General features: G+C 72.4%; 16 protein-coding genes. 2 read left to right on the forward strand and 14 right to left on the reverse strand.

Features of this window, described 5'->3' with window-relative positions:
• Positions 1–34 precede the first annotated feature (34 nt).
• Positions 35–265 (forward strand): hypothetical protein, encoded by a 231-nt coding sequence (locus ACZOOI_RS03170; RefSeq protein WP_391587518.1) that lies wholly within the window; start codon positions 35–37, stop codon positions 263–265.
• Positions 266–568: 303 nt separating this feature from the next.
• Here ACZOOI_RS03170 and metK read toward each other — a convergent pair whose 3' ends face one another.
• Both metK and coaBC read right to left on the reverse strand, forming a co-directional pair.
• Positions 569–1762: a methionine adenosyltransferase gene (metK, locus tag ACZOOI_RS03175; RefSeq protein WP_391587519.1), complete on the reverse strand. Its 1194-nt coding sequence runs from the start codon at positions 1760–1762 to the stop codon at positions 569–571.
• Between the two features lie 231 nt (positions 1763–1993).
• Positions 1994–3202 (reverse strand): bifunctional phosphopantothenoylcysteine decarboxylase/phosphopantothenate--cysteine ligase CoaBC, encoded by a 1209-nt coding sequence (gene coaBC, locus ACZOOI_RS03180; RefSeq protein ID WP_465279303.1) that lies wholly within the window; start codon positions 3200–3202, stop codon positions 1994–1996.
• 248 nt (positions 3203–3450) lie between these two features.
• On the opposite strand from coaBC, the gene ACZOOI_RS03185 reads away from it, so the two are divergent.
• Complete coding sequence (locus tag ACZOOI_RS03185) at positions 3451–7278, forward strand: SCO7613 C-terminal domain-containing membrane protein (protein WP_465279304.1); 3828 nt, start codon at positions 3451–3453, stop codon at positions 7276–7278.
• Between the two features lie 232 nt (positions 7279–7510).
• Here the strand turns inward: ACZOOI_RS03185 and ACZOOI_RS03190 are convergent, their stop codons facing one another.
• The 12 genes from ACZOOI_RS03190 to ACZOOI_RS03245 all read right to left on the reverse strand — a co-directional run bounded on the left by ACZOOI_RS03190 (position 7511) and on the right by ACZOOI_RS03245 (position 20743).
• Positions 7511–8569 (reverse strand): TIGR03617 family F420-dependent LLM class oxidoreductase, encoded by a 1059-nt coding sequence (locus tag ACZOOI_RS03190; RefSeq protein ID WP_465279305.1) that lies wholly within the window; start codon positions 8567–8569, stop codon positions 7511–7513.
• A gap of 211 nt (positions 8570–8780) precedes the next feature.
• Positions 8781–9044 (reverse strand): DNA-directed RNA polymerase subunit omega, encoded by a 264-nt coding sequence (rpoZ, locus tag ACZOOI_RS03195; protein WP_020551792.1) that lies wholly within the window; start codon positions 9042–9044, stop codon positions 8781–8783.
• Positions 9045–9122: 78 nt separating this feature from the next.
• On the reverse strand, positions 9123–9725 hold the full coding sequence (gmk, locus tag ACZOOI_RS03200) for a guanylate kinase (protein WP_020551791.1): 603 nt from the start codon (positions 9723–9725) through the stop codon (positions 9123–9125).
• Positions 9709–10032, reverse strand: coding sequence for an integration host factor, actinobacterial type (gene mihF, locus ACZOOI_RS03205; protein WP_026218483.1), 324 nt, complete (start codon positions 10030–10032; stop codon positions 9709–9711). The genes gmk and mihF overlap by 17 nt, the downstream gene beginning before the upstream one ends.
• A gap of 586 nt (positions 10033–10618) precedes the next feature.
• Positions 10619–11314 carry an orotidine-5'-phosphate decarboxylase gene (gene pyrF, locus ACZOOI_RS03210; RefSeq protein ID WP_465279306.1) on the reverse strand — a complete coding sequence of 232 codons (696 nt, stop codon included), beginning with the start codon at positions 11312–11314 and terminating at the stop codon, positions 10619–10621.
• A 184-nt stretch (positions 11315–11498) separates the two neighbouring features.
• Positions 11499–12521, reverse strand: a complete 1023-nt coding sequence (locus ACZOOI_RS03215; RefSeq protein WP_465279307.1) for a dihydroorotate dehydrogenase — start codon at positions 12519–12521, stop codon at positions 11499–11501.
• Complete coding sequence (locus tag ACZOOI_RS03220; RefSeq protein ID WP_391587525.1) at positions 12521–13372, reverse strand: dihydroorotate dehydrogenase electron transfer subunit; 852 nt, start codon at positions 13370–13372, stop codon at positions 12521–12523. Before ACZOOI_RS03220 ends, ACZOOI_RS03215 begins: the two co-directional genes overlap by 1 nt.
• 8 nt (positions 13373–13380) lie before the next feature.
• Positions 13381–16692 carry a carbamoyl-phosphate synthase large subunit gene (carB, locus tag ACZOOI_RS03225; RefSeq protein ID WP_465279308.1) on the reverse strand — a complete coding sequence of 1104 codons (3312 nt, stop codon included), beginning with the start codon at positions 16690–16692 and terminating at the stop codon, positions 13381–13383.
• On the reverse strand, positions 16685–17818 hold the full coding sequence (carA, locus tag ACZOOI_RS03230; RefSeq protein ID WP_465281103.1) for a glutamine-hydrolyzing carbamoyl-phosphate synthase small subunit: 1134 nt from the start codon (positions 17816–17818) through the stop codon (positions 16685–16687). The genes carB and carA overlap by 8 nt, the downstream gene beginning before the upstream one ends.
• Positions 17819–17823: 5 nt before the next feature.
• Positions 17824–18450: a PH-like domain-containing protein gene (locus ACZOOI_RS03235; protein ID WP_465279309.1), complete on the reverse strand. Its 627-nt coding sequence runs from the start codon at positions 18448–18450 to the stop codon at positions 17824–17826.
• Complete coding sequence (locus tag ACZOOI_RS03240) at positions 18447–19733, reverse strand: dihydroorotase (RefSeq protein ID WP_396008581.1); 1287 nt, start codon at positions 19731–19733, stop codon at positions 18447–18449. Before ACZOOI_RS03240 ends, ACZOOI_RS03235 begins: the two co-directional genes overlap by 4 nt.
• Positions 19730–20743, reverse strand: a complete 1014-nt coding sequence (locus ACZOOI_RS03245; RefSeq protein WP_465279310.1) for an aspartate carbamoyltransferase catalytic subunit — start codon at positions 20741–20743, stop codon at positions 19730–19732. The genes ACZOOI_RS03240 and ACZOOI_RS03245 overlap by 4 nt, the downstream gene beginning before the upstream one ends.
• Between the last annotated feature and the right edge of the window lie 2 nt (positions 20744–20745).

The following is a 20745-nucleotide window of genomic DNA, read 5'->3' on the forward strand; positions in this document are numbered from 1 at the left end:
CTGTGTTTACGTGGACTCTCGTAAGCTCTCTGGTATGTCCGAACAGCCCATCCCGGCGGACCTGATCGCACTGCAGCGGGCCCGAGACGCCGCCTACGAGGCCATCGCCCGGCACGCGGGGCAGCTGACCGAAGAGGAACATGCCCGGCTGTGGGCCCGAGCCCGCGACGCCGTCGAGGCGCTGCACGCACACCCGGCGATGACCGCCGGCGGCGACCGCGCCGACCTGGTGACCCGCCTGCGCATGGCCGCCCAGGCCGCCTGAGCCGGACGTCGAGACCCCGGCGCCCCAACTCGGCGCCGCCGACCCGGCGCGCGGCTCGGCTCGACCGGCCCTTCGACGGCCGATGTCGCACACCCGACACGAGACGTCCGATATCGACCGATTAGGCCAGGAAGCGCGCCACGGCGAAGCCGTCGAGGCCACCGGAAGGCGCGCCGAAAGCGGCTGTCCGTCTCACACCGAAAGCGCCGCACCCGCACCGAAAACGCCGCCGGCCGCGGCACGAACCCCGAAGGGTCCGCACCGCGGCCGGCGGCGAAGCGCAGGGCGGAGAGAGCCGGCGGCTCAGATCCCCGCGGCAGCCTTGAGCGCGTCCACGCGATCGGTCCGCTCCCACGTGAAGTCGGGCAGGTCCCGGCCGAAGTGGCCGTACGCCGCGGTCTGCGCGTAGATCGGGCGGAGCAGGTCCAGGTCCCGGATGATCGCGGCCGGGCGCAGGTCGAACACGGTGCCCACGGCGGCCTGGATGGTCTCCACCGGCACCGCCTCGGTGCCGAACGTCTCCACGAACAGGCCGACCGGCGCGGCCTTGCCGATCGCGTACGCGACCTGCACCTCGCACCGGCGGGCGAGCCCGGCGGCCACCACGTTCTTGGCCACCCAGCGCATCGCGTACGCGGCGGAGCGGTCCACCTTCGACGGGTCCTTGCCGGAGAACGCGCCGCCACCGTGCCGGGCCATGCCGCCGTAGGTGTCGATGATGATCTTGCGACCGGTCAACCCGGCGTCGCCCATCGGGCCGCCGATCTCGAACCGGCCGGTCGGGTTGACCAGGAGGCGGTAGCCCTCGGTCTCGATGCCCAGGCCGGCCAACTCCGGCTCCACCACGTACTCGCGGATGTCCGGCGCGAGCAGCGAGTCCAGGTCGATGTCGGCCGCGTGCTGCGAGGAGACCACGACCGTGTCGAGGCGGATCGGACGGTCGCCGTCGTACTCGATGGTGACCTGGGTCTTCCCGTCCGGGCGCAGGTAAGGGATGGTGCCGTTCTTGCGTACGTCCGCCAGGCGCTTGGCCAGCCGGTGGGCGAGCGTGATCGGCAGCGGCATCAGCTCGGGCGTGTCGTCGCACGCGTAGCCGAACATCAGACCCTGGTCGCCCGCACCCTGGCGGTCCAGCTCGTCCTCGTCGCCGTCGACCCGGTTCTCGTACGCCGTGTCGACGCCCTGGGCGATGTCGGCCGACTGCGCGCCGATGGACACCGAGACGCCACACGAGGCGCCGTCGAAGCCCTTCTTCGAGCTGTCGTAGCCGATCTCCAGGACCCGCTCGCGCACGATCGTGGGGATGTCGGCGTAGCCCTGTGTCGTGACCTCGCCGGCCACGTGCACCTGCCCGGTCGTGATCAGCGTCTCGACGGCGACCCGACTCTTGGGGTCTTCCTTGAGGAGCGCATCCAGGATGGAATCGCTGATCTGGTCGGCGATCTTGTCCGGGTGACCTTCGGTCACGGACTCAGAGGTGAACAGACGGCGGGACACATCGCTCCCTGGGGTTGCAGCGGCTGCTGGCTGGCAGGTGGACCCGGACCGTCGGGACAGGTCGGGACGGGCGGGTCCACCGAATACTGGGGCCGAGTTTATCCCCCCGACCCCCGCCGGGGGACGGGGTGTCCCACGACATGGACGGCGTGGCGTTGCTCACTTTGTGTGAACCTGCCGCGATCGGGCGTTCGAATCCATCGATGAATCAGTCGAAACGGGGCACGGGAATCAGGCGAAACGAGGCACCACGAGATCCCACACCACGTCCGCCAGGTCCTCCTTCGGACCGTGCGGAACCGGGGTTTCGCTCCCGTCGGCGGCCAGCACGATCGCCTCGTTCACGTCGGTGCCGAAGGTCAGTTCCTCGCCCACCCGGTTGACCACGAGCAGGTCGCAGCCCTTGCGGGCGAGCTTGGCGCGGCCGTTCTCGAGCACGTTGTCGGTCTCCGCGGCGAAGCCGACCACGACCTGGCCGGGCCGGAGCCGGTCGCGGGCGAGTTCGGCGAGGATGTCCGGGTTCTTGACCAGCGCGATCGGCTCCGGTTCCGCGTCGGTCTTCTTGATCTTGCCATCGACCCGGGTCGCCGGGCGGAAGTCCGCGACGGCCGCGGCCATCACCACGCAGTCCGCGTTCTCCGCCGCCTTGACCACCGCCTCGCGCAGCTCCAGCGCGGTGCCCACGCGCAGCACGTCGGCCCCGGCCGGGTCCGGCAGGCCGGTGTTGGCCTCGATCAGGGTGACCCGGGCGCCCCGGGCGATCGCGGTGCGGGCGAGCGCGTAGCCCTGCTTGCCGGACGAGCGGTTGCCGAGGAAGCGGACCGGGTCCAGCGGCTCGCGGGTGCCGCCGGCGGTGACCACCACGTGCCGGCCGGCCAGATCCGGCACGGTCGCCCCGCGCACGAGGGTGCGCCGGACCACCTGGAAGATCTGCTCCGGGTCGGGCAGCCGGCCCTTGCCGGTGTCCTTGCCGGTCAGCCGGCCCACCGCCGGCTCGATCACGATCGCACCGCGGCGGCGCAGCGTCGCGACGTTCTCCACCGTGGCCGGGTGCTCCCACATCTCGGTGTGCATGGCCGGGGCGAAGATCACCGGACATCGCGCGGTGAGCAGCGTGTTGGTGAGCAGGTCGTCGGCGAGTCCGTGGGCGGCCTTGGCGAGCATGTCCGCGGTCGCCGGAGCGACCACGACGACATCCGCGTTCTGGCCGATCCGTACGTGCGGGACCTCGTGCACCGCGTCCCACACCCCGGTGGCCACCGGTTGCCCGGACAGCGCCGACCACGTGGCCGCGCCGACGAAGTTGAGCGCGGACGCGGTCGGCACGACCCGCACCTCGTGCCCGGACTCGGTCAACCTGCGCAGCAGTTCGCACGCCTTGTACGCGGCGATGCCGCCGGCGACGCCGAGCACGACACGGGGTCGGGGTCCGGTACTCATCGCTGCTCCTGGTCCTCGTGGCGACCGGCCCGTGTTCCGAGCGGCACGGCGAGCCTACGACACCGTCCGCGACGGCTCGATCTCGTGTCGACCGGGCGGCCTTTGCCGACGGGCCGCATGCGCCGTCGTCGCCGGGCGACCTGCCCGGGCCGTCACCGCGGGCGGGATCTGAGTACGAGTACGGATGTCCCGTCCCGCCCGCGCTGCCAGCATCGGGAGCCGGGAGTCCATCGGGGGAGATGACGTCGATGTTGAACGAGTGGCTGCTGGACGACGCGACGCGGTGTCCGGGCTGTGCGCAGCAGCTCCGGATGCCGCGCACCGAGCGCTGCCACGGGTGCGCGATCCGGCTGACCGGCCAGGAGGCCGACCGGTTGTGGCAGATCGGCGTGTCGGCGGCTCGGCTGCTGCGGCAGCGCGAGGCTCTGCTCGAGCACATGCGCGCCGAGGCGCGCCGGGCGCTCGTCCGACCGCCCGTGGCACCGCCGACCCCGACCCCGACGCCGACGCCGGCTCCCGCGGCAGCGCCGGCACCGGTGCCGGCGGCCGCGTCCGCCCCCGCCCACCCGCCGGCTGCTCGGGTGCGCGAGATGGCCGAGGTCGGGCGGCGTCGAGTCGCCCGGATCGTGCTGGGCGCGGGCGTGCTGCTCGTGGTGCTGGCCGCGGTCGTGTTCGTCGCGGTCACCTGGAACCGCACCGGCACCGGCGGCCGGGCCCTGGTGATGGCGCTCGCGCTGGTGTTGTGCGCCGCGGGCACCACGCTCGCCGAGCGGCGCGAACTGCCCGCCACCGCCGAGGCGATGGCCGCGCTCACGGTCGCCATGGGCCTGCTCGACGGCTACGCGGCGTGGGCCGCCGACCTGGCCGGCATCCGCGATGGAAGCGCGGTGCTGGTCGCCGCGGCCACCCTGCTCGCGGTCGGCGGCGCGGCGGCGCTGGGCTCGTTGGTGGCGCCGCTGCGGGCGTTGCGGGTCTCGGCGGCGCTGCTGCTCCAGGGTCCGCTGCCGCTGGTGATCGCCTGGTTCGGGGTGGGCCGGGCATCACTGCTGCCGCTCGCGATCGGGCTCGGCCTCCAGGCGGCCGTGGACGTCGTGCTGCTGCGCCGGGTCTACGCCGAGGCCGCGCGCGGGCTGCGGGTCGTCGCCGAGGTCGGCGTGCTCTGCTACTGGCTGACCGCGGTCGTCCTGACCTTCGCCGAGGGCGCGAGCGGCGCGTCGGCGGGCACCATGCTCGCCCTCGCCGCGATCGCCGGCGGGATCGCGTTCGTCCTGCGCCGGGCTCCCGTGGTGCGGCACCTGGCATCCGCAAGCGCGATGGCGGGCTCGCTCGCGGCCACGGCCCTGCTGCTCGCCACCCGACCTGCGGGCGAGGAGTCGGATCTGCCGATCGCCTGGGCGGGCGTGGGCCTGCTGCTGGTGGTCCTGGTCGCGATGGCACCGCTGTTCGCGGTGCCGCGCGACTTCCGGGCCGGGCCGCTCGCGGTCCTCGTGCCGCTGACGGTGGCGCCCGCGTTCTGGGTGGTCGCGACGCCCGCGGTGGCGCTGGCCGGTCCGCTGTCCTGGCCCCGGCGGGCCTGGAGCCTGGGCTCGGCCGGTACCGGCAGCCGGGACGCGATCATGGCGGGTTCCGACTGGGACTTCGGCCTGGCGCCGCTCGTGCTGCTGCCGGCGGCGGCGCTCGTCGCGCTGACCGCCGTCACCCTGCTGCGCGGCCGACCGGGACGTACGCCGGTCCTGGTGACCGCCGCGGTCGCCGCCGAGGCGTTGTTCGTGGTGCTGCCGCCGGCCCTGGATCTGCCGCTGTGGGCGGCACTCGGCTGGCACCTGGTGGCGGCCGTCGGCTGGGGCTGCGCCTGGCGGATGCGGCCGTGGTTGCCGCTCATCGGTCTGGTGCACGGCGCGTTGGCCCTGGCGTGGGCGACGGCGCACCCGCTGACCTCGATCGTGGTCTGGGCAATCGCCGCCGCGGGCCTCACCATCACCGCCGTCCTGTCGCCGGGACGTCCCGCGTCCGCCCCGAACTCGGCAACCGCCGCGGGGCACACCGCGACGGCCGATGCTCATGTACCGGCGCAAAACACCGCCGATGCTCCCGAATCGGTCGAGGAGTCGATCGCCCCGCCGATCAGGAAGGTCGCCGCGGCTCCGAGCGGCCTGTCCGACAAGACCACGAGCGCCCCGGACGACCGGGTCGCCTCGACCCACCGACCACACGACGCCGACACCGAGGCCGACACCGGCACCGGCACCGGCACCGGCACCGGCACCGGCACCGACGACCCGTACGCGGCGCCCACCCGCGCCACCACCGACGACGACAACGCGACCGACCACCCGGAGCGCCCCACCCCGCTCCCGCTCCCGCAGCCGATCCGGCCGCTCGCAGCCGCGTTCGCCCTCGCGCTCGCCGGTGTCGACGTGGCGATGACTGCGGCGCACGCGGGTGCCTCGACGGCGGTGGTCGGTTTCGTCCCGGCCCTGCTCTTCGCCCTGGTCACCCTGATCGCCCTGGCGCTGCGCCCCACCGCCCCGACCGCCCGCGCCCTGACTCTGGTCGGCGCCACCGGCTGGGCGATCGGCAGCCTTGCCACGGCCGACACCCCGGTCCCGCTCGCCGTGACCCTCGCCGCGGCCCTGATGGTGAGCCTGGTCGGCGCCGTTCGCGACCTGCCCGGCATCCGGCCGGCGTGGGCCGGGGCAGCCGCCCTGTGCTGGGTGGGCGCCATCGCGGCCGGCACGCACGCCTTCGGTGCGGATCGGCCCGGCACCGTGCTCGCCGCCGTGATCGCCGCGGCCCTGCTGTTCCCGCTCGCCATCGCCTGCGCCGGCCGGCCCGGCATGGCCGTCGCGCTGGAGGGCACGGGGGCCGCGACCCTGCTCGGCACACTTCTGGTCGGCCGGGAGCCCTCGCCCGTCATATTCGCGATCGCGGCGGCGGCCACCCTGTGCGGCGCGTTGTTCGGCCGCACGATGTTGCGGCCCGGGTGGGCGCCCGCGACCGCGGTGCTGCTGTACGCCACGACGGCGGCCACGCTGTACCGGCTCGACGTCGGCGTGTCCGGCCAGGCGGTGGCCGGCGCGTGCGCGGCGGTGATCCTGTTGGTGGTCGCCACGTACCTGCACGACCTGCCGATGGCCGCGATCATGATCGAGGCGGTCGCCGTCTTCGCGGCGGCCGTCTCGATCGCCCGGTCCGACGGCCTGCTGCCGGTCGCACTCGCCGTCGTCACCGCCGGCACGCTGCACAGCGCGCTCCGCGGGCACGGCGAGGCCCGGCCGGTCTGGGCGCCCGCCACCGTCGTGCTGTGCACCGCGACGGTGCCGGCGACGCTGTACCGCCTCGACGCGACGGACACCGTGTCCGCGCTGGCCGCGGTCGGCACGGCCGCCCTGTTGTACATCGCCGTCGCCCGACTCCCCCGCCCCGCCCCGGCGGCCACACTCGCCGCCGCGGCATGCATGCTCGTCGCCGGCACCACAACCGCCGCCGTGGCTCCCGAACAGATCTGGCTCGTCCTGGCCTGGGCCGGCGTCGCCGCCGCGACCACCCCGGCCGGACCGCTGCGCACGCCGGCTCGACTCGCCGCCCTGCCGCTGCTGTTCGCCGCGTACTGGGTTCGGCTGGCGTTGTTCGACGTCACCCATCCGGAGGCGTACACGATCCCGCTCGGCCTGGTCCTGCTGGTCGAGGGCATGCTCCGCCGGCAGGCCCACCCGGAAACCAATTCGTGGGCCGCGTACGGCGGGCCGCTCGCGGTGTTGCTGCTGCCCTCGCTCCCGCTCGCGGTGAGCCAGGGCGAGCCGATCCGACCGAGCCTGCTGGGCGCGGCGGCGATCGTCACGCTCCTGGTCGGCGCCCGCTTCCGGCTCCAGGCGCCGCTGTTCCTGGGCGCGGCGGCGCTGGCCACGGTCGGGCTGGTGCACCTGCTGCCGCACCTGGCTCCGGTCTACGACGCGGTGCCGCGCTGGGCCGTCCTCGGCACGGCGGGCCTGCTCCTGATCGTGATCGGCGCCGGCTACGAACGCCGCCTGCGCGACCTCAAGCGCCTGCGCCGCGCGGTCGGACGACTCGGCTAGAACCAACCCGGCACACCACGTGCCGAAACAACCGAAACACCCGTAATACCTGCAACACCCGGGTCAACTGATTTCAATCAATATCAACCGGACCAACCCGCACGATCCGAGTAATTCGAGGAGCCCCGGCAAGCCCGAACAATCCGAGCAACCCGAGCAACCGTCGGCTCTCCCGGCGCGGTCGGTCGAAAGCCCACCGCGCCGGCCGTCCGCCCGCCGACCCGCTCCCGCCTCAGGTGAGCGCCCGCAGCTCGTCCAGCACCTCCGACACGCACGCCGGGTCGGCCCGATAGGGCAGGTAGAACCCCAGACGGTCGGCGACCCCGTGGGCACGCGCGGCCAGTTGGGCCGCGACGTCCTTGGGTTCGCCGATCGCCACCACCCGGCCGAGCAGCGTGTCGTCGATCGCGTGCGGGATGTCCGGCCAGCGGCCGGCCCGGATCAGCGCGTGCAACTCGGCCTGCAACGGCCCGTAGCCCTCCACGTCGAGCACCGGCCGATAGGCGGGCGTGGAGGCGTAGAACGCGACCATCGCCCTGGCCCCCTTGAGCGCGGCGCGCATCTCCTCCTCGGTCCGCCCGGCGGCGACGATCACGTCGAGCATCACCGAGAACCGATCCCGGGTGCGTTCGGAGAGCACCAGGCCGTCGGTCACCGCGTCGGTGACCGGGCCGCGCACGAACAGGTCGGTGTTGAGCGGGTGGACCAGCAGCCCGTCCGCGTGCTCGGCGACCATGGTGATCATCCGCCGGCCCACCCCACCCGCGAGCAGCGGCGGCAGCCCGTACGGGTTCGGTCCCGGGCGCAGCGTCGGCGGCATCAGGGTGAGGTCGAAGAACTCGCCGTGGAAGTCCAGCGGCGTCTCCCGCTGCCAGCAGGTGAGCACCGCGCGGACCGCGCGCAGCGTCTCGGCCATCCGGGCCACCGGGCGCGACCACGTGGCGCCGTACCGGCGTTCGATGTGGGCCTGGATCTGGGTGCCCAGGCCGAGACGGAACCGCCCGTGCGAGGCCAGGTGCAGGTCGTACGCGGTGTGTGCGAGGTGGGTGGGGCTGCGCGGGAAGGCGACCGCGATGTTGGTCATGATGTCCACGCCCGCGGCAGCGGCCGGCACCAGGGGCAGGAACACGTCGGTGGGGCCCTCGAAGGTGAACACCCCGTCGAAGCCCGCCTCGCCCAGTTCCCGGGCCCGGTCGCCGGCGCGGCTCAGCGGCACGTCCAGCAATGTGTCCACCGGCAGCGCACGCCAGCCCGTCTTCGGCGCGTCCGCGCCGCTCTCGATCCGGTCCACCCTCGTCGCCCACCCTCCGGATCACTTGCGCCTCGCGCGTGTCGCCGCCCACAGGTACGCCATCTGCGATCAAGGGTCAAGACGATCGGTCGGCACGCGGTGCGTACGGTCGAAACGCGCGAAGGGCCCGACGGAACTCCGTCGGGCCCTTCGCGTCCTACAGGTTCAGCGATACAGCGCGGATACGGCGCCGTCGAGTCGCATGACTCGCTCAGCCCTCGATGGGCTCGGCGGTCAGCATGCCCGAGTTGATCTCGCGCAGCGCGATCGACAGCGGCTTCTCGTGCACGTGCGTGTCCACGAGCGGACCCACGTATTCCAGCAGGCCCTCGCCGAGCTGCGAGTAGTAGGCGTTGATCTGCCGAGCACGCTTCGCCGCGTAGATGACGAGGCTGTACTTGGAGTCGGTCGCCTCCAGGAGCTCGTCGATGGGCGGGTTGATGATGCCCTCGGGTGCGGTGGAAGAAGCTGACAAGGCGGGGGCCCTTCGAAAAGCTGTGAAAGCTGTGGATGAAAGTCGGGCTGCCTGTCGGCTATCGGGCAGCCCGAACGATCAAGATACGTTCATCAAGGCTAGCAGTTCGCGGACGACGTCTTCGACGGACGTGTTGACCAGCGTCACGTCGAATTCGGATTCCGCGGCCAACTCGACCTTCGCGGCGGCCAGGCGCCGCTCGATGACTTCGGGGGATTCGGTCCCCCGGCCCACCAGACGGCGGACCAATTCGTCCCACGAGGGCGGGGCGAGGAACACCAGGCGTGCCTCGGGCATCGCCTGCCGTACCTGCCGGGCGCCCTGCAGGTCGATTTCGAGCAGGGTCGGAACGTCGGCGTCAAGCCGTTCGAGCACGGGCAGTCGCGGGGTTCCGTATCGGTTCCCGGCGAATTCGGCCCATTCGAGCAATTCATCCGAGGCGATCAGTTTGTCGAACTGATCGCCGTCGGTGAAGTGGTACTCCACACCGTCGCTCTCCCCCGGACGGGGTTTGCGTGTGGTCGCGGACACAGACAGCCAAACCTCGGGGTGACGGCGGCGCAGGTCAGCGACCACCGTGCTCTTGCCGACCCCCGAGGGGCCGGAGAGCACGGTGAGTCGACGGGTGCCGTGCACGGTACGGGGATCGGAGCCGGCGCCCGCGTCAGGACGCGGAGCCACCGAATTCCCGTTCGAGTGCTGCGATCTGGTTCGTGCCGAGACCGCGGACGCGCCGGGTCTCGGAGATGTTCAGCTTCTCCATGAGCTGCTTGGCGCGCACCTTGCCGACGCCGGGGAGGGACTCCAGGAGGGCCGATACCTTCATCTTGCCCACGACCGGATTGTCCTTGCCCTCCTTGATGACGTCGCTGAGCGAAGCACCGGAGTTCTTGAGCCGGTTCTTCACCTCGGCGCGCTCCCGCCGAGCCGCAGCGGCTTTAGCGAGCGCATCCGCGCGTTCTTCGGGGGTCAGGGGTGGGAGAGCCACGCCGTGTCACCTCGGACTTCGTTGCGATCCTCAAGGCCGCCCGGCTCGGACGGCCACCAACAAACAGTGGAACCTAGCTGGTCAGAGCGTTCGCGGCAACGCGCGACACTCCACCGGGCCGGCTCACGAGGGAGCCTAGTCGGCGAATCGGTCCGCGTCGCCCGAATCGATGGGAAAAGCCCGGCTACCTGCGGCAAAACCCGAACCTGACGGAGCGTCGGGCGGCTTCGGGGCGGGCGGCGGCGCCGATCGCGCTTCCGTGCCCCCTCCCGGCGCTCTTGCGCGAGGCGACCGCGGTGCGAGCCCGCACGCCCGACCCGGGCCGAGCACCACGCCGGGTCGGAGATCGTCCCGGGGCAATCGGCTCTCCCGAACGCTCCACAGTCCGCCGCCCCCGTCGAAGCATGCGGAAACCGCCGCAGCGGCCCCTGGGCGCCTTCGGAGCGCTCCCGGGCGGCGGCCGGCACCCCCCGAGTGCCGAAAGCCCGGTCCGGCGCCACACGCACGCCCCAGCGGCATTCGCGGGCCCCGCATGTCGGAGCAGCGCCCACCGACCGAGGCGACACCGCCGGCGCGCCCGCCGCACTTACCGCGCGGCCAGGCCCGCCCCGATCGCGCGCGCCGCCTCGCCGACGTCCGCCGCGCCCGTGATCGGCCGCCCGATCACCAGCAGGTCCGCGCCGTCGGCCAACGCCTGCTCGGGCGTGGCCACCCGGCTCTGGTCGCCGAGGGCCGCGCCCGCCGGCCGCACCCCCGGGGTGATCAGCACGATGCCCGGGCCCACCTCGGCCCGCACCGCCGCGACCTCGCGCGGCGAACACACGATCGCGCGCGCGCCGGCCGCGACCGCGAGGCCGGCCAGCCGTCGGGCCGCCTCGATCGAGGGGCCCGCCAGGCCGATCGCCGCCAGGTCCTCCTCGGCCATCGAGGTCAGCACCGTCACCGCGACGATGTTCACTTCCGGTGCCGCGTCCGCCGCGGCGCGGATCATCGCGCTCCCGCCGCTCGCGTGCACGGTCAGGTAGGTCGGCGCCAGCCGCGCGACCGAACGCACCGCGCCCGCCACCGTGTTCGGGATGTCGTGCAGCTTCAGGTCCAGGAACACGTCCCGTCCGCCGCTGGCCTCACGGGCGCCCGAGACCGCGTCCGCGCCGTCCCGCAGGAACACCTCCAGGCCGACCTTGACCGTGCTCACATACGGGCCCACGGCCTTGGCCCACGCGAGCGCGCGGTCCGCGTCCGGTGCGTCCAGGGCCACCGCCACGGGTGCGAGGTTGCTCATCGAAATCCCACTCTCGTCGACATCGAAAAATTCGTCCGCCCCGAGGGCCGAGCACCGACCCGAGCCGCAACCCGGGCCCGAGCCGGACCCCGACTCGGGTGCCGACCCGGGCCCGAGCCCGGACACGGCGATGCCGGTACGAACCCCGTCCGTACCGGCATCCCCGTCATCTGCCGCGAACCCCTCAGCGGTGCGCGTACCCGATCGCCGCCTCCAGCGACCCGAAACCGCGGGCGATCAGCGCCGCCCGCAACTCGTCCAGGATCCGCACCGGTGCCGACGGGTCGTTGAAGATCACCGTGCCCACCGACACCGCCGCCGCGCCGGCGAGGATGAACTCCAGCGCGTCCAGGCCGGTCCGGATGCCGCCCATGCCGACGATCGGCACCTGCGCCATCTGCCCGTCCAGCATCGCCGCGTGCACCTGGTAGACGCAGCGCACCGCGACCGGTCGCACCGCCGGGCCGGACAGCCCGCCGGTGACGCCCGCCAGGACCGGCTTCATCGTGTCGGTGTCGATCACCATGCCGAGCAGCGTGTTGATCATCGACAGGCCGTCCGCGCCCGCCTCCACACACGCCCGGGCGATGTCCACGACCGACGTCACGTCCGGCGACAGCTTGGCCAGCACCGGCACCATCGGGTCGGCCGCGTCGCGGACCGCCCGGATCACGTCGTAGGACGTGGCCGGGTTGCACGCGAACACCTGGCCGCGGTTGGCCACGTTCGGACACGAGATGTTGGCCTCGATGCCGACCACGCCGGGCGCGCCCTTGAGCCGCTCGGCCAGCGCCACGAAGTCGTCCACGTGGCCGCCCGCGATGGACACGATGGTGCGTCCGCCGCGCGCCGCCAGCCAGGGCAGGTCGCGCTCGACGAAGGCGTCGATGCCCGGACCCTGGAGGCCGATCGAGTTGAGCATCCCGGACGGCGTCTCGGCCATCCGCGGGGTGGCCCGGCCCGAACGCGGGTACGGCATGATCGTCTTGGTGACCACCGCGCCGATCGCGGCCGGCTCGAAGAACTTGGCCAATTCCTTGCCGTAGCCGGCGCAGCCCGAGGCCGTGGTCACCGGATTCGGCAGCAGCGTCGAGCCGAGCCGGGTGGCCAGGTCGATCCCGCCGCCGGGCAGCATGATCGTGGACGGCGGCGCGTCGAAGTCGCCGGCGTCGTCATCGTCGTCGAAACCGCTGTACCCGTCGGTCATCAGTGCGCTCCCATCGCCGCTGCGCCCTCGATGTCCGCCGGAATGGTGCCGGCGTCGTCCCAGCGCACCTTGGTGCCGTCGAAGCACGGGCCGTCCACACACGAGCGGACGAACCGGCTGACCCCGTCGTCGCCGACCACCGGGAGCACACACGTCATGCATACCCCGACGCCGCACGCCATCGATTCCTCGACCGCGGTGAACACGCGCGCGTCGTGCGCGGTCGCGACCTCGGTGACCGCGCGCAGCATGCCCATCGGCCCGCACGCGTACACGACGTCCGCCTGTACCGCGGTGAGCACCTCGGGCAGCGGGCCGGTGACGAAGCCGCGCACGCCCTCGGAGCCGTCGTCGGTGGTGACCACGACGTCCTCGGTGATCGCCCGCGCCTGGTCCACGCCGTACAGCCGTTCGGCGGTCGCCGCCCCGAGCACGAAGGCGACCGAGCCGCCCTCGGCCACGATCTTCTCGGCGAGTGCGAACATCGGCGCGCTGCCGTAGCCGCCGGCCACCATCACCGCGCTGACCGGCTCGCCCGGCAGCGGGAACGGCGTGCCCAGCGGCGCGACCACGTTCACGCTGTCGCCGACCCGCAGGCGGGCCAGTTCGCGCGTGCCGCGCCCGGCCTCGGCGAAGACCACGTCGATCGTCTCGGCGGTCGGGTCGGCCCGGTGGATGGAGAACGCGCGGCGCAGCAGCATCGCCGAGTCCACGCCGCCGATCGCCACGGCGACGAAGTGGCCGGGTTCGACGCGGGCGGCGATCCCGGGGGCGCGCAGCACCATGCGGTGGTACGCGCCCGCGGGTTCGCGGCCGACGATCTCCGCCTGCACCTGCAGGGGAAGTGCCATCGGTGTCGTCAGCCCTTTCGGTGGGACGTGATGTGGTCGGCGTGCTCCTGGAGCGAGCGCACCCCGATGTCGCCGGCGATCAGCGACTGGATGCCCTGCACCGCCGCGGCGAAGCCCTGCACCGTGGTGATGCTGGGGATGCCCCGGGTGACCGCCGCGGTGCGGATCTCGTAGCCGTCGAGCCGGCCGCCGGTGCCGAACGGGGTGTTGACGATCAGTTCGACCTCGCCGTTGTGGATCATCTGCACGATGGTCGGCTCGCCGGCCGGGCCGGCGCCCTCGCTGTGCTTGCGCACCACGGTGGCGGGCACGCCGTTGCGGCGCAGCACCTCGGCGGTGCCCTCGGTGGCCAGGATCTCGAAGCCCATGTCGTGCATGGCCTTGACCGGGAACACCATCGAGCGCTTGTCCCGGTTGGCGAAGGAGACGAACGCGCGGCCCTTGAGCGGCAGCGATCCGTAGGCGCCTGCCTGGGACTTGGCGTATGCGGTGCCGAACACCGCGTCGATGCCCATCACTTCGCCGGTGGAGCGCATCTCCGGGCTGAGCACGGTGTCCACGCCGCGGCCCTTGGTGTCGCGGAAGCGGTTCCAGGGCAGGACCGCCTCCTTGACCGCGATCGGCGCGTCCATCGGCAGCGTGCCGCCGTCGCCCTCGGCGGGCAGCAGGCCCTCGGCGCGCAGTTCGGCGATGGTGGCGCCGAGCGAGACCCGCGCGGCGGCCTTGGCCAGCGGGACGGCGGTCGCCTTGGACACGAACGGCACGGTCCGCGACGCGCGCGGGTTGGCCTCCAGGACGTAGAGGATGTCGCCGGAGAGGGCGAACTGGATGTTGATCAGTCCGCATACCCCGACGCCGCGCGCGATGCCCAGCGTGGCCGCGCGCAGCCGCTTGATGTCGTGCGCGCCCAGCGTGATCGGCGGGAGTGCGCAGGCCGAGTCGCCGGAGTGGATGCCGGCCTCCTCGATGTGCTCCATCACGCCGCCGAGGTAGAGGTCCTCGCCGTCGTAGAGCGCGTCCACGTCGATCTCGATCGCGTCGTCGAGGAAGCGGTCGACGAGCACCGGGTGGTCGCTGACCAGACCGGCGTTCTGCTCCAGGTAGGTGGCCAGGGAGGGCTCGTCGTAGACGATCTCCATGCCGCGTCCGCCGAGCACGTACGAGGGGCGCACCAGCACGGGGTAGCCGATCTCGGCGGCGATCGCGCTGGCCTCGCCGAAGGAGAACGCGGTGCCGTGCTTGGGCGCGAGCAGGCCGGCCTCGGCCAGCACCCGGCCGAACGCGCCGCGCTCCTCGGCGAGGTGGATCGCCTCGGGCGAGGTGCCCGCGATCGGCACACCCGCGTCCTTGAGCTTTTGCGCGAGGCCGAGCGGGGTCTGGCCGCCGAGCTGGACCAGGACGCCGGCGACCGGCCCGGCCTGGGTCTCGGCGTACACGATCTCCAGCACGTCCTCCAGGGTGAGCGGCTCGAAGTAGAGCCGGTCGGAGGTGTCGTAGTCGGTGGAGACGGTCTCCGGGTTGCAGTTGACCATCACGGTCTCGTAGCCGGCGTCGTGCAGCGCGAACGCGGCGTGCACGCACGAGTAGTCGAACTCGATGCCCTGCCCGATCCGGTTCGGCCCGGAGCCCAGGATGATCACGGCGGGCTTGGTGCGCGGCGCGACCTCGCTCTCCTCGTCGTAGGAGGAGTAGTGGTACGGGGTGCGCGCGGCGAACTCGGCGGCGCAGGTGTCCACGGTCTTGTACACCGGACGTACGCCGAGGGCTTGGCGCACCTCGCGCACGACCTCCTCGCGCATGCCCCGGATCGCCGCGATCTGCAGGTCCGAGAGGCCGTGCCGCTTGGCCAGGCGCAGCACCTCGGGGGTCAGCTCGGCCGCGTCGCGGACCTCGCCGGCGATCTCGTGGATCAGGTACATCTGGTCCAGGAACCACGGATCGATCCGGGTCGCCTCGAACAGCTCCTCGGGCGTGGCGCCGGCCCGGATGGCGTCCATGACCACGTTGATCCGGCCGTCGGTGGGCTTCTCGGCCGCGACCAACAGGACGTCCTTGTCCGCGAGTTCGGAGACGAAGTCGAACTGCGAGCCCTTCTTCTCCAGCGAGCGCAGCGCCTTGTTCAACGCCTCGGTGAAGTTGCGGCCGATCGCCATCGCCTCGCCGACCGACTTCATCGTGGTGGTGAGGCGGTCATCGGCGGCCGGGAACTTCTCGAACGCGAAGCGCGGGACCTTGACCACGACGTAGTCGAGCGAGGGCTCGAAGCTGGCCGGGGTCTCCTTGGTGATGTCGTTGGGGATCTCGTCCAGCGTGTAGCCGATCGCGAGCCGTGCGGCGATCTTGGCGATCGGGAAGCCGGTCGCCTTGGAGGCCAGCGCCGAGGAGCGGGACACGCGCGGGTTCATCTCGATCACGATCACCCGGCCGTCCTCGGGGTTGATCGCGAACTGGATGTTGCAGCCGCCGGTGTCCACGCCGACCTCGCGGATCACCGCGATGCCGACGTCGCGCAGCGTCTGGTACTCGCGGTCGGTCAGCGTCATCGCGGGCGCGACCGTGATCGAGTCGCCGGTGTGCACGCCCATCGGGTCGAAGTTCTCGATCGAGCAGACGACCACGACGTTGTCGTGCTTGTCGCGCATCAGCTCCAGCTCGTACTCCTTCCAGCCGAGGATGGACTCCTCCAGGAGCACCTCGGTGGTCGGCGACAGGGTCAGGCCCTGGCCGGCGATCCGGCGCAGGTCCTCCTCGTCGTGCGCGAAGCCGGAGCCGGCGCCGCCCATGGTGAAGGACGGGCGGACCACGACCGGGTAGCCGCCGAGCGTCTCGACGCCGTCGAGCACGTCCTGCATCGAGTGGCAGATCACCGAGCGGGCCGACTCGCCGTGCCCGATCTTCTCCCGCACCCGCTCGACCACGCCCTTGAACAGGTCGCGGTCCTCGCCCTTTTGGATCGAGTCGAGGTTGGCGCCGATCAGCTCGACGTTGTACTTCTCCAGCACGCCGTTCTCGCTGAGCGAGACCGCGATGTTGAGCGCGGTCTGCCCGCCCAGGGTGGGCAGCAGCGCGTCGGGGCGCTCCTTGGCGATGATCTTCTCGACGAATTCGGGGGTGATCGGCTCGACGTAGGTCGCGTCGGCGATCTCCGGGTCGGTCATGATCGTGGCCGGGTTGGAGTTGACCAGGATCACCCGCAGGCCCTCGGCCTTGAGGATCCGGCACGCCTGGGTGCCGGAGTAGTCGAACTCCGCGGCCTGGCCGATGACGATCGGGCCCGAGCCGACGACCAGGACGGACTTCAGGTCGCTGCGCTTAGGCACTCTTGGTCTCCATCAGCGTGACGAAACGGTCGAACAGGTAGGCGGAGTCGTGCGGGCCGGCCGCCGCTTCCGGGTGGTACTGCACGCTGAACGCGGGTCGGTCCAGCAGTCGCAGGCCCTCGACGACGTCGTCGTTGAGGCACACGTGGCTGACCTCGGCACGCCCGTAGGGGGTCTCCGAGACGGTGTCCAGCGGCGCGTCCACGGCGAAGCCGTGGTTGTGCGCGGTCACCTCGACCTTGCCGGTCGTGCGGTCCTGCACGGGCTGGTTGATGCCGCGGTGGCCGTACTTGAGCTTGTAGGTGCCGAAGCCCAGCGCGCGCCCGAGCAGCTGGTTGCCGAAGCAGATCCCGAAGAACGGGGTGCCCTGGGCCAGGACCGCGCGCAGCAGCTCGATCTGGTGGGTCGCGGTGGCCGGGTCGCCGGGGCCGTTGGAGAAGAACACCCCGTCGGGGGCGACGGCGTTGACCTCCTCCAGGGTGGCGGTCGCGGGCAGCACGTGCACCTCGATGCCGCGCTCGGCCATCCGGTGCGGGGTCATGCCCTTGATGCCCAGGTCCAGGGCGGCGACGGTGAAGCGCTTGGTGCCGATCGCGGGCACCACGTAGGCGGCGTCGGTGCTGACCTGCTCGGCGAGGTCGGCGCCGGCCATCTCGGGGCTGGTGCGCACCCGCTCCAGCAGCGCGGCCTCGTCCGCGCGGGCGGCGTCGCCGGAGAAGATCCCGACCCGCATCGCGCCACGCTCGCGCAGGTGGCGGGTCAGCGCGCGGGTGTCGATGCCGCTGATGCCGACCACGCCGTAGCGCACCAGTTCGTCGTCGAGCGAACGCCGCGAGCGGTGGTTGGAAGGCACTCGGGCGGGGTCGCGGACGACGTAGCCGGAGACCCAGATCCGGGACGACTCGGGGTCCTCGTCGTTGACGCCGGTGTTGCCGACGTGCGGGGCCGTCATCACGACGACCTGGCGGTGGTACGAGGGGTCGGTCAGGGTCTCCTGATAGCCCGACATGCCGGTGGAGAACACCGCCTCGCCGAACGTCTCCCCCACCGCGCCGTAGGCGCTGCCGCGGAACGTGCGCCCGTCCTCCAGGACGAGCACCGCAGGCGTCGTGGCCCGTCCGGTCATTGCGGTCACGTGACCGATCCTTCCTGGTGGTTCCTTGTAGCCGTGCCGGCGGTCGCCGGCAGTTCCCCGGCGATCAGCCGGGTGATGGTCTCGATCCACGCGTCGTGGTCGTCCGGGTGGTCGCTGCGGAAGCCGGAGTCGAGCGAGGTGTCGCCGTGCGTCCAGGTGATCACCAGCAGGCCGCCCTCGGGCAGCACCTTCCCGGCGATGCCCTTCTCGTGCCGCACGCCGGTCAGCGCCGCGGCGGGCACGAAGAAGTCGGTCGCGGCGGGGCGCTCGACCACCAGGCCGTCCGGGCGCAGGGTCAGCTCGACCGGGCTGCGGGTGCCCAGGCCGTGCGCGACCACCCGGTCCAGCCAGTCGCCGGCGGTGGTGCTGCCGAAGTAGCGCCCGACCAATGGCGGCAGCAGCGGCGCGGCGGCGGACTCGGGGGCGGTGGGCAGTGCGGGCAGCGCCGCCTGGCGCTCGCCTCGCTTCTTCCAGGCGCGCCACATCAGCAGGTAGACACCGAGCACGAAGACGAGGCAGATGCCGATCCAGAGGATGCGACCGCTCCAGTTCGTCACCTCCGCCGACTTCTGTTCGGTGGTGGCGAGCAGCAGCAGGTCGTGGTGGGCCGTGCCTGGAGTCACGCGAGCTTCCCGTCGATCACCGTGGGTACGCCGCGCAGGAACGTGGCGACCACCTTGCCGGGGAGTTCGAGTCCGGCGTAGGGGGTGTTACGGCTGCGCGAGGCGAGTTCGGACGGTTCGACCGTACGCCGTGGGGTCGGGTCGACCAGCACCAGGTTGGCGGGCTCGCCGACCTCGACCGGGCGGCCGTGCCCCTCCAGCCGCCCGATCGCGGCGGGGCGCACGGACATCCGGTCGGCGACGCCGGCCCAGTCGAGCAGGCCGGTGTCGACCATGGTCTCCTGCACGATCGACAGGGCCGTCTCCAGGCCGAGCATGCCCATCGCGGCGACCGCCCACTCGCAGTCCTTGTCCTCGCTGGGGTGCGGGGCGTGGTCGGTGGCGACCGCGTCGATGGTGCCGTCGGCGAGCGCCTCGCGCAGCGCGGTGACGTCGGCGGCGGTGCGCAGCGGCGGGTTGACCTTGTAGACCGGGTCGTAGCTGCGCACGAGTTCGTCGGTGAGCAGGAGGTGGTGCGGGGTCACCTCGGCGGTGACGTTCCAGCCCTTGGACTTGGCCCAGCGCAGGATCTCCACCGAACCGGCGGTGGAGACGTGGCACACGTGCAGGCGCGAGCCGACGTGCGCGGTGAGCAGCACGTCGCGGGCGATGATCGACTCCTCGGCGACCGCGGGCCAGCCGCGCAGGCCCAGCTCGCCGGAGACGGTGCCCTCGTTCATCTGGGCGCCCTCGGTCAGCCGGGGCTCCTGCGCGTGCTGGGCGACGACGCCGTCGAAGGCCTTCACGTACTCCAGCGCCCGGCGCATGATCACCGCGTCGTCGACACACTTGCCGTCGTCGGAGAACACCCGCACGCGCGCGGCCGAGTCGGCCATCGCGCCCAGTTCGGCCAGTCGCTTGCCCGCCAGGCCCACGGTGACCGCGCCGACCGGGTGCACGTCGCAGCGGCCGGTCTCCTGGCCGAGCCGCCAGACCTGCTCGACGGTGCCGGCGGTGTCCGCGACCGGGTCGGTGTTGGCCATCGCGTGCACGGCGGTGAAGCCGCCCAGCGCCGCCGCGTTCGCGCCGGTGGCGACCGTCTCGGCGTCCTCGCGGCCGGGCTCGCGCAGGTGGGTGTGCAGGTCGACCAGGCCCGGCAGCAGGATCTGCCCGGCGGCCTCGATCACGGTGGCGCCGTCGGCGGTCAGGCCGGTGCCGATCTCGGCGATCACACCGTCGCGGATGAGCACGTCGGACGCGTCGCCCCCGAGGACCTTGGCGTCCTTGATCAGGTACGTGCTCACTTGGTGCTCTCCTCGGTGCCGGTGCTCGGGATGCTCGGGGTGCCGGACGTGCCGGACGTGCTCGGGGCGCTCAGGGCCGGTTCGTTGCCGCCCAGGAGCAGGTACAGGACCGCCATCCGCACGCTGACGCCGTTGGTGACCTGCTCGACGATGGTCGAGCGGGTCGAGTCGGCGACCTCGGCGGCGATCTCCATGCCTCGGTTCATCGGGCCGGGGTGCATCACGATGGCGTGCTCGGGGAGCATCGCCATCCGGCGCAGGTCCAGGCCGTAGCGGCGCGAGTACTCGCGCTCGGTGGGGAAGAACGCGGCGTTCATCCGCTCGCGCTGCACGCGCAGCATCATCACCGCGTCGCTCTTGGGCAGCGGCGCGTCCAGGTCGTAGGAGACCGTGCAGGGCCAGCTCTCCACGCCGATCGGGAGCAGCGTGGGCGGCGCGACCAGGGTGACCTCGGCGCCCAGGGTGGCCAGCAGGAGCACGTTGGAGCGGGCCACCCGGCTGTGCAAGACGTCACCCACAAGGGTGATCCGGCGGCCTTCGAGATCGCCGCGCCCACCGGCCAGCCTGCGCCGCATGGTGAACGCGTCGAGCAGCGCCTGGGTGGGGTGCTCGTGGGTGCCGTCGCCGGCGTTGACCACCGAGCCGCGCAGCCAGCCGGAGCCGGCCAGGCGGTGCGGCGCGCCGGAGGCGTGGTGGCGGATGACCACCGCGTCTGCGCCCATCGCCTGCAGGGTCAGCGCGGTGTCCTTGAGCGATTCGCCCTTGGAGACCGAGGAGCCCTTGGCGGAGAAGTTGATCACGTCCGCGGACAGCCGCTTGGCGGCGGCCTCGAACGAGATCCGGGTGCGGGTGGAGTCCTCGAAGAACAGGTTGACCACGGTGCGGCCGCGCAGCGTCGGCAGCTTCTTGATCGGCCGCTCGGCGATGTGCGCGAGTTCTTCGGCGGTGTCGAGGATCAGGATGGCGTCGTCGCGGGTGAGGTCCGCGGCCGAGATCAGGTGGCGCTTCACTG

It is taken from the genome of Embleya sp. L77 (genome assembly GCF_055557415.1).

Coding starts and splice junctions, on each gene's coding strand:
- ACZOOI_RS03170 (WP_391587518.1), top strand. CDS start 35: ATGTCCGAACAGCCCATCCCGGCGGACCTGATCGCACTGCAGCGGGCC.
- coaBC (WP_465279303.1), bottom strand. CDS start 3,202: ATGAGTACCGGACCCCGACCCCGTGTCGTGCTCGGCGTCGCCGGCGGC.
- ACZOOI_RS03185 (WP_465279304.1), top strand. CDS start 3,451: ATGTTGAACGAGTGGCTGCTGGACGACGCGACGCGGTGTCCGGGCTGT.
- pyrF (WP_465279306.1), bottom strand. CDS start 11,314: ATGAGCAACCTCGCACCCGTGGCGGTGGCCCTGGACGCACCGGACGCG.
- ACZOOI_RS03215 (WP_465279307.1), bottom strand. CDS start 12,521: ATGACCGACGGGTACAGCGGTTTCGACGACGATGACGACGCCGGCGAC.
- ACZOOI_RS03220 (WP_391587525.1), bottom strand. CDS start 13,372: ATGGCACTTCCCCTGCAGGTGCAGGCGGAGATCGTCGGCCGCGAACCC.
- carA (WP_465281103.1), bottom strand. CDS start 17,818: ATGACCGGACGGGCCACGACGCCTGCGGTGCTCGTCCTGGAGGACGGG.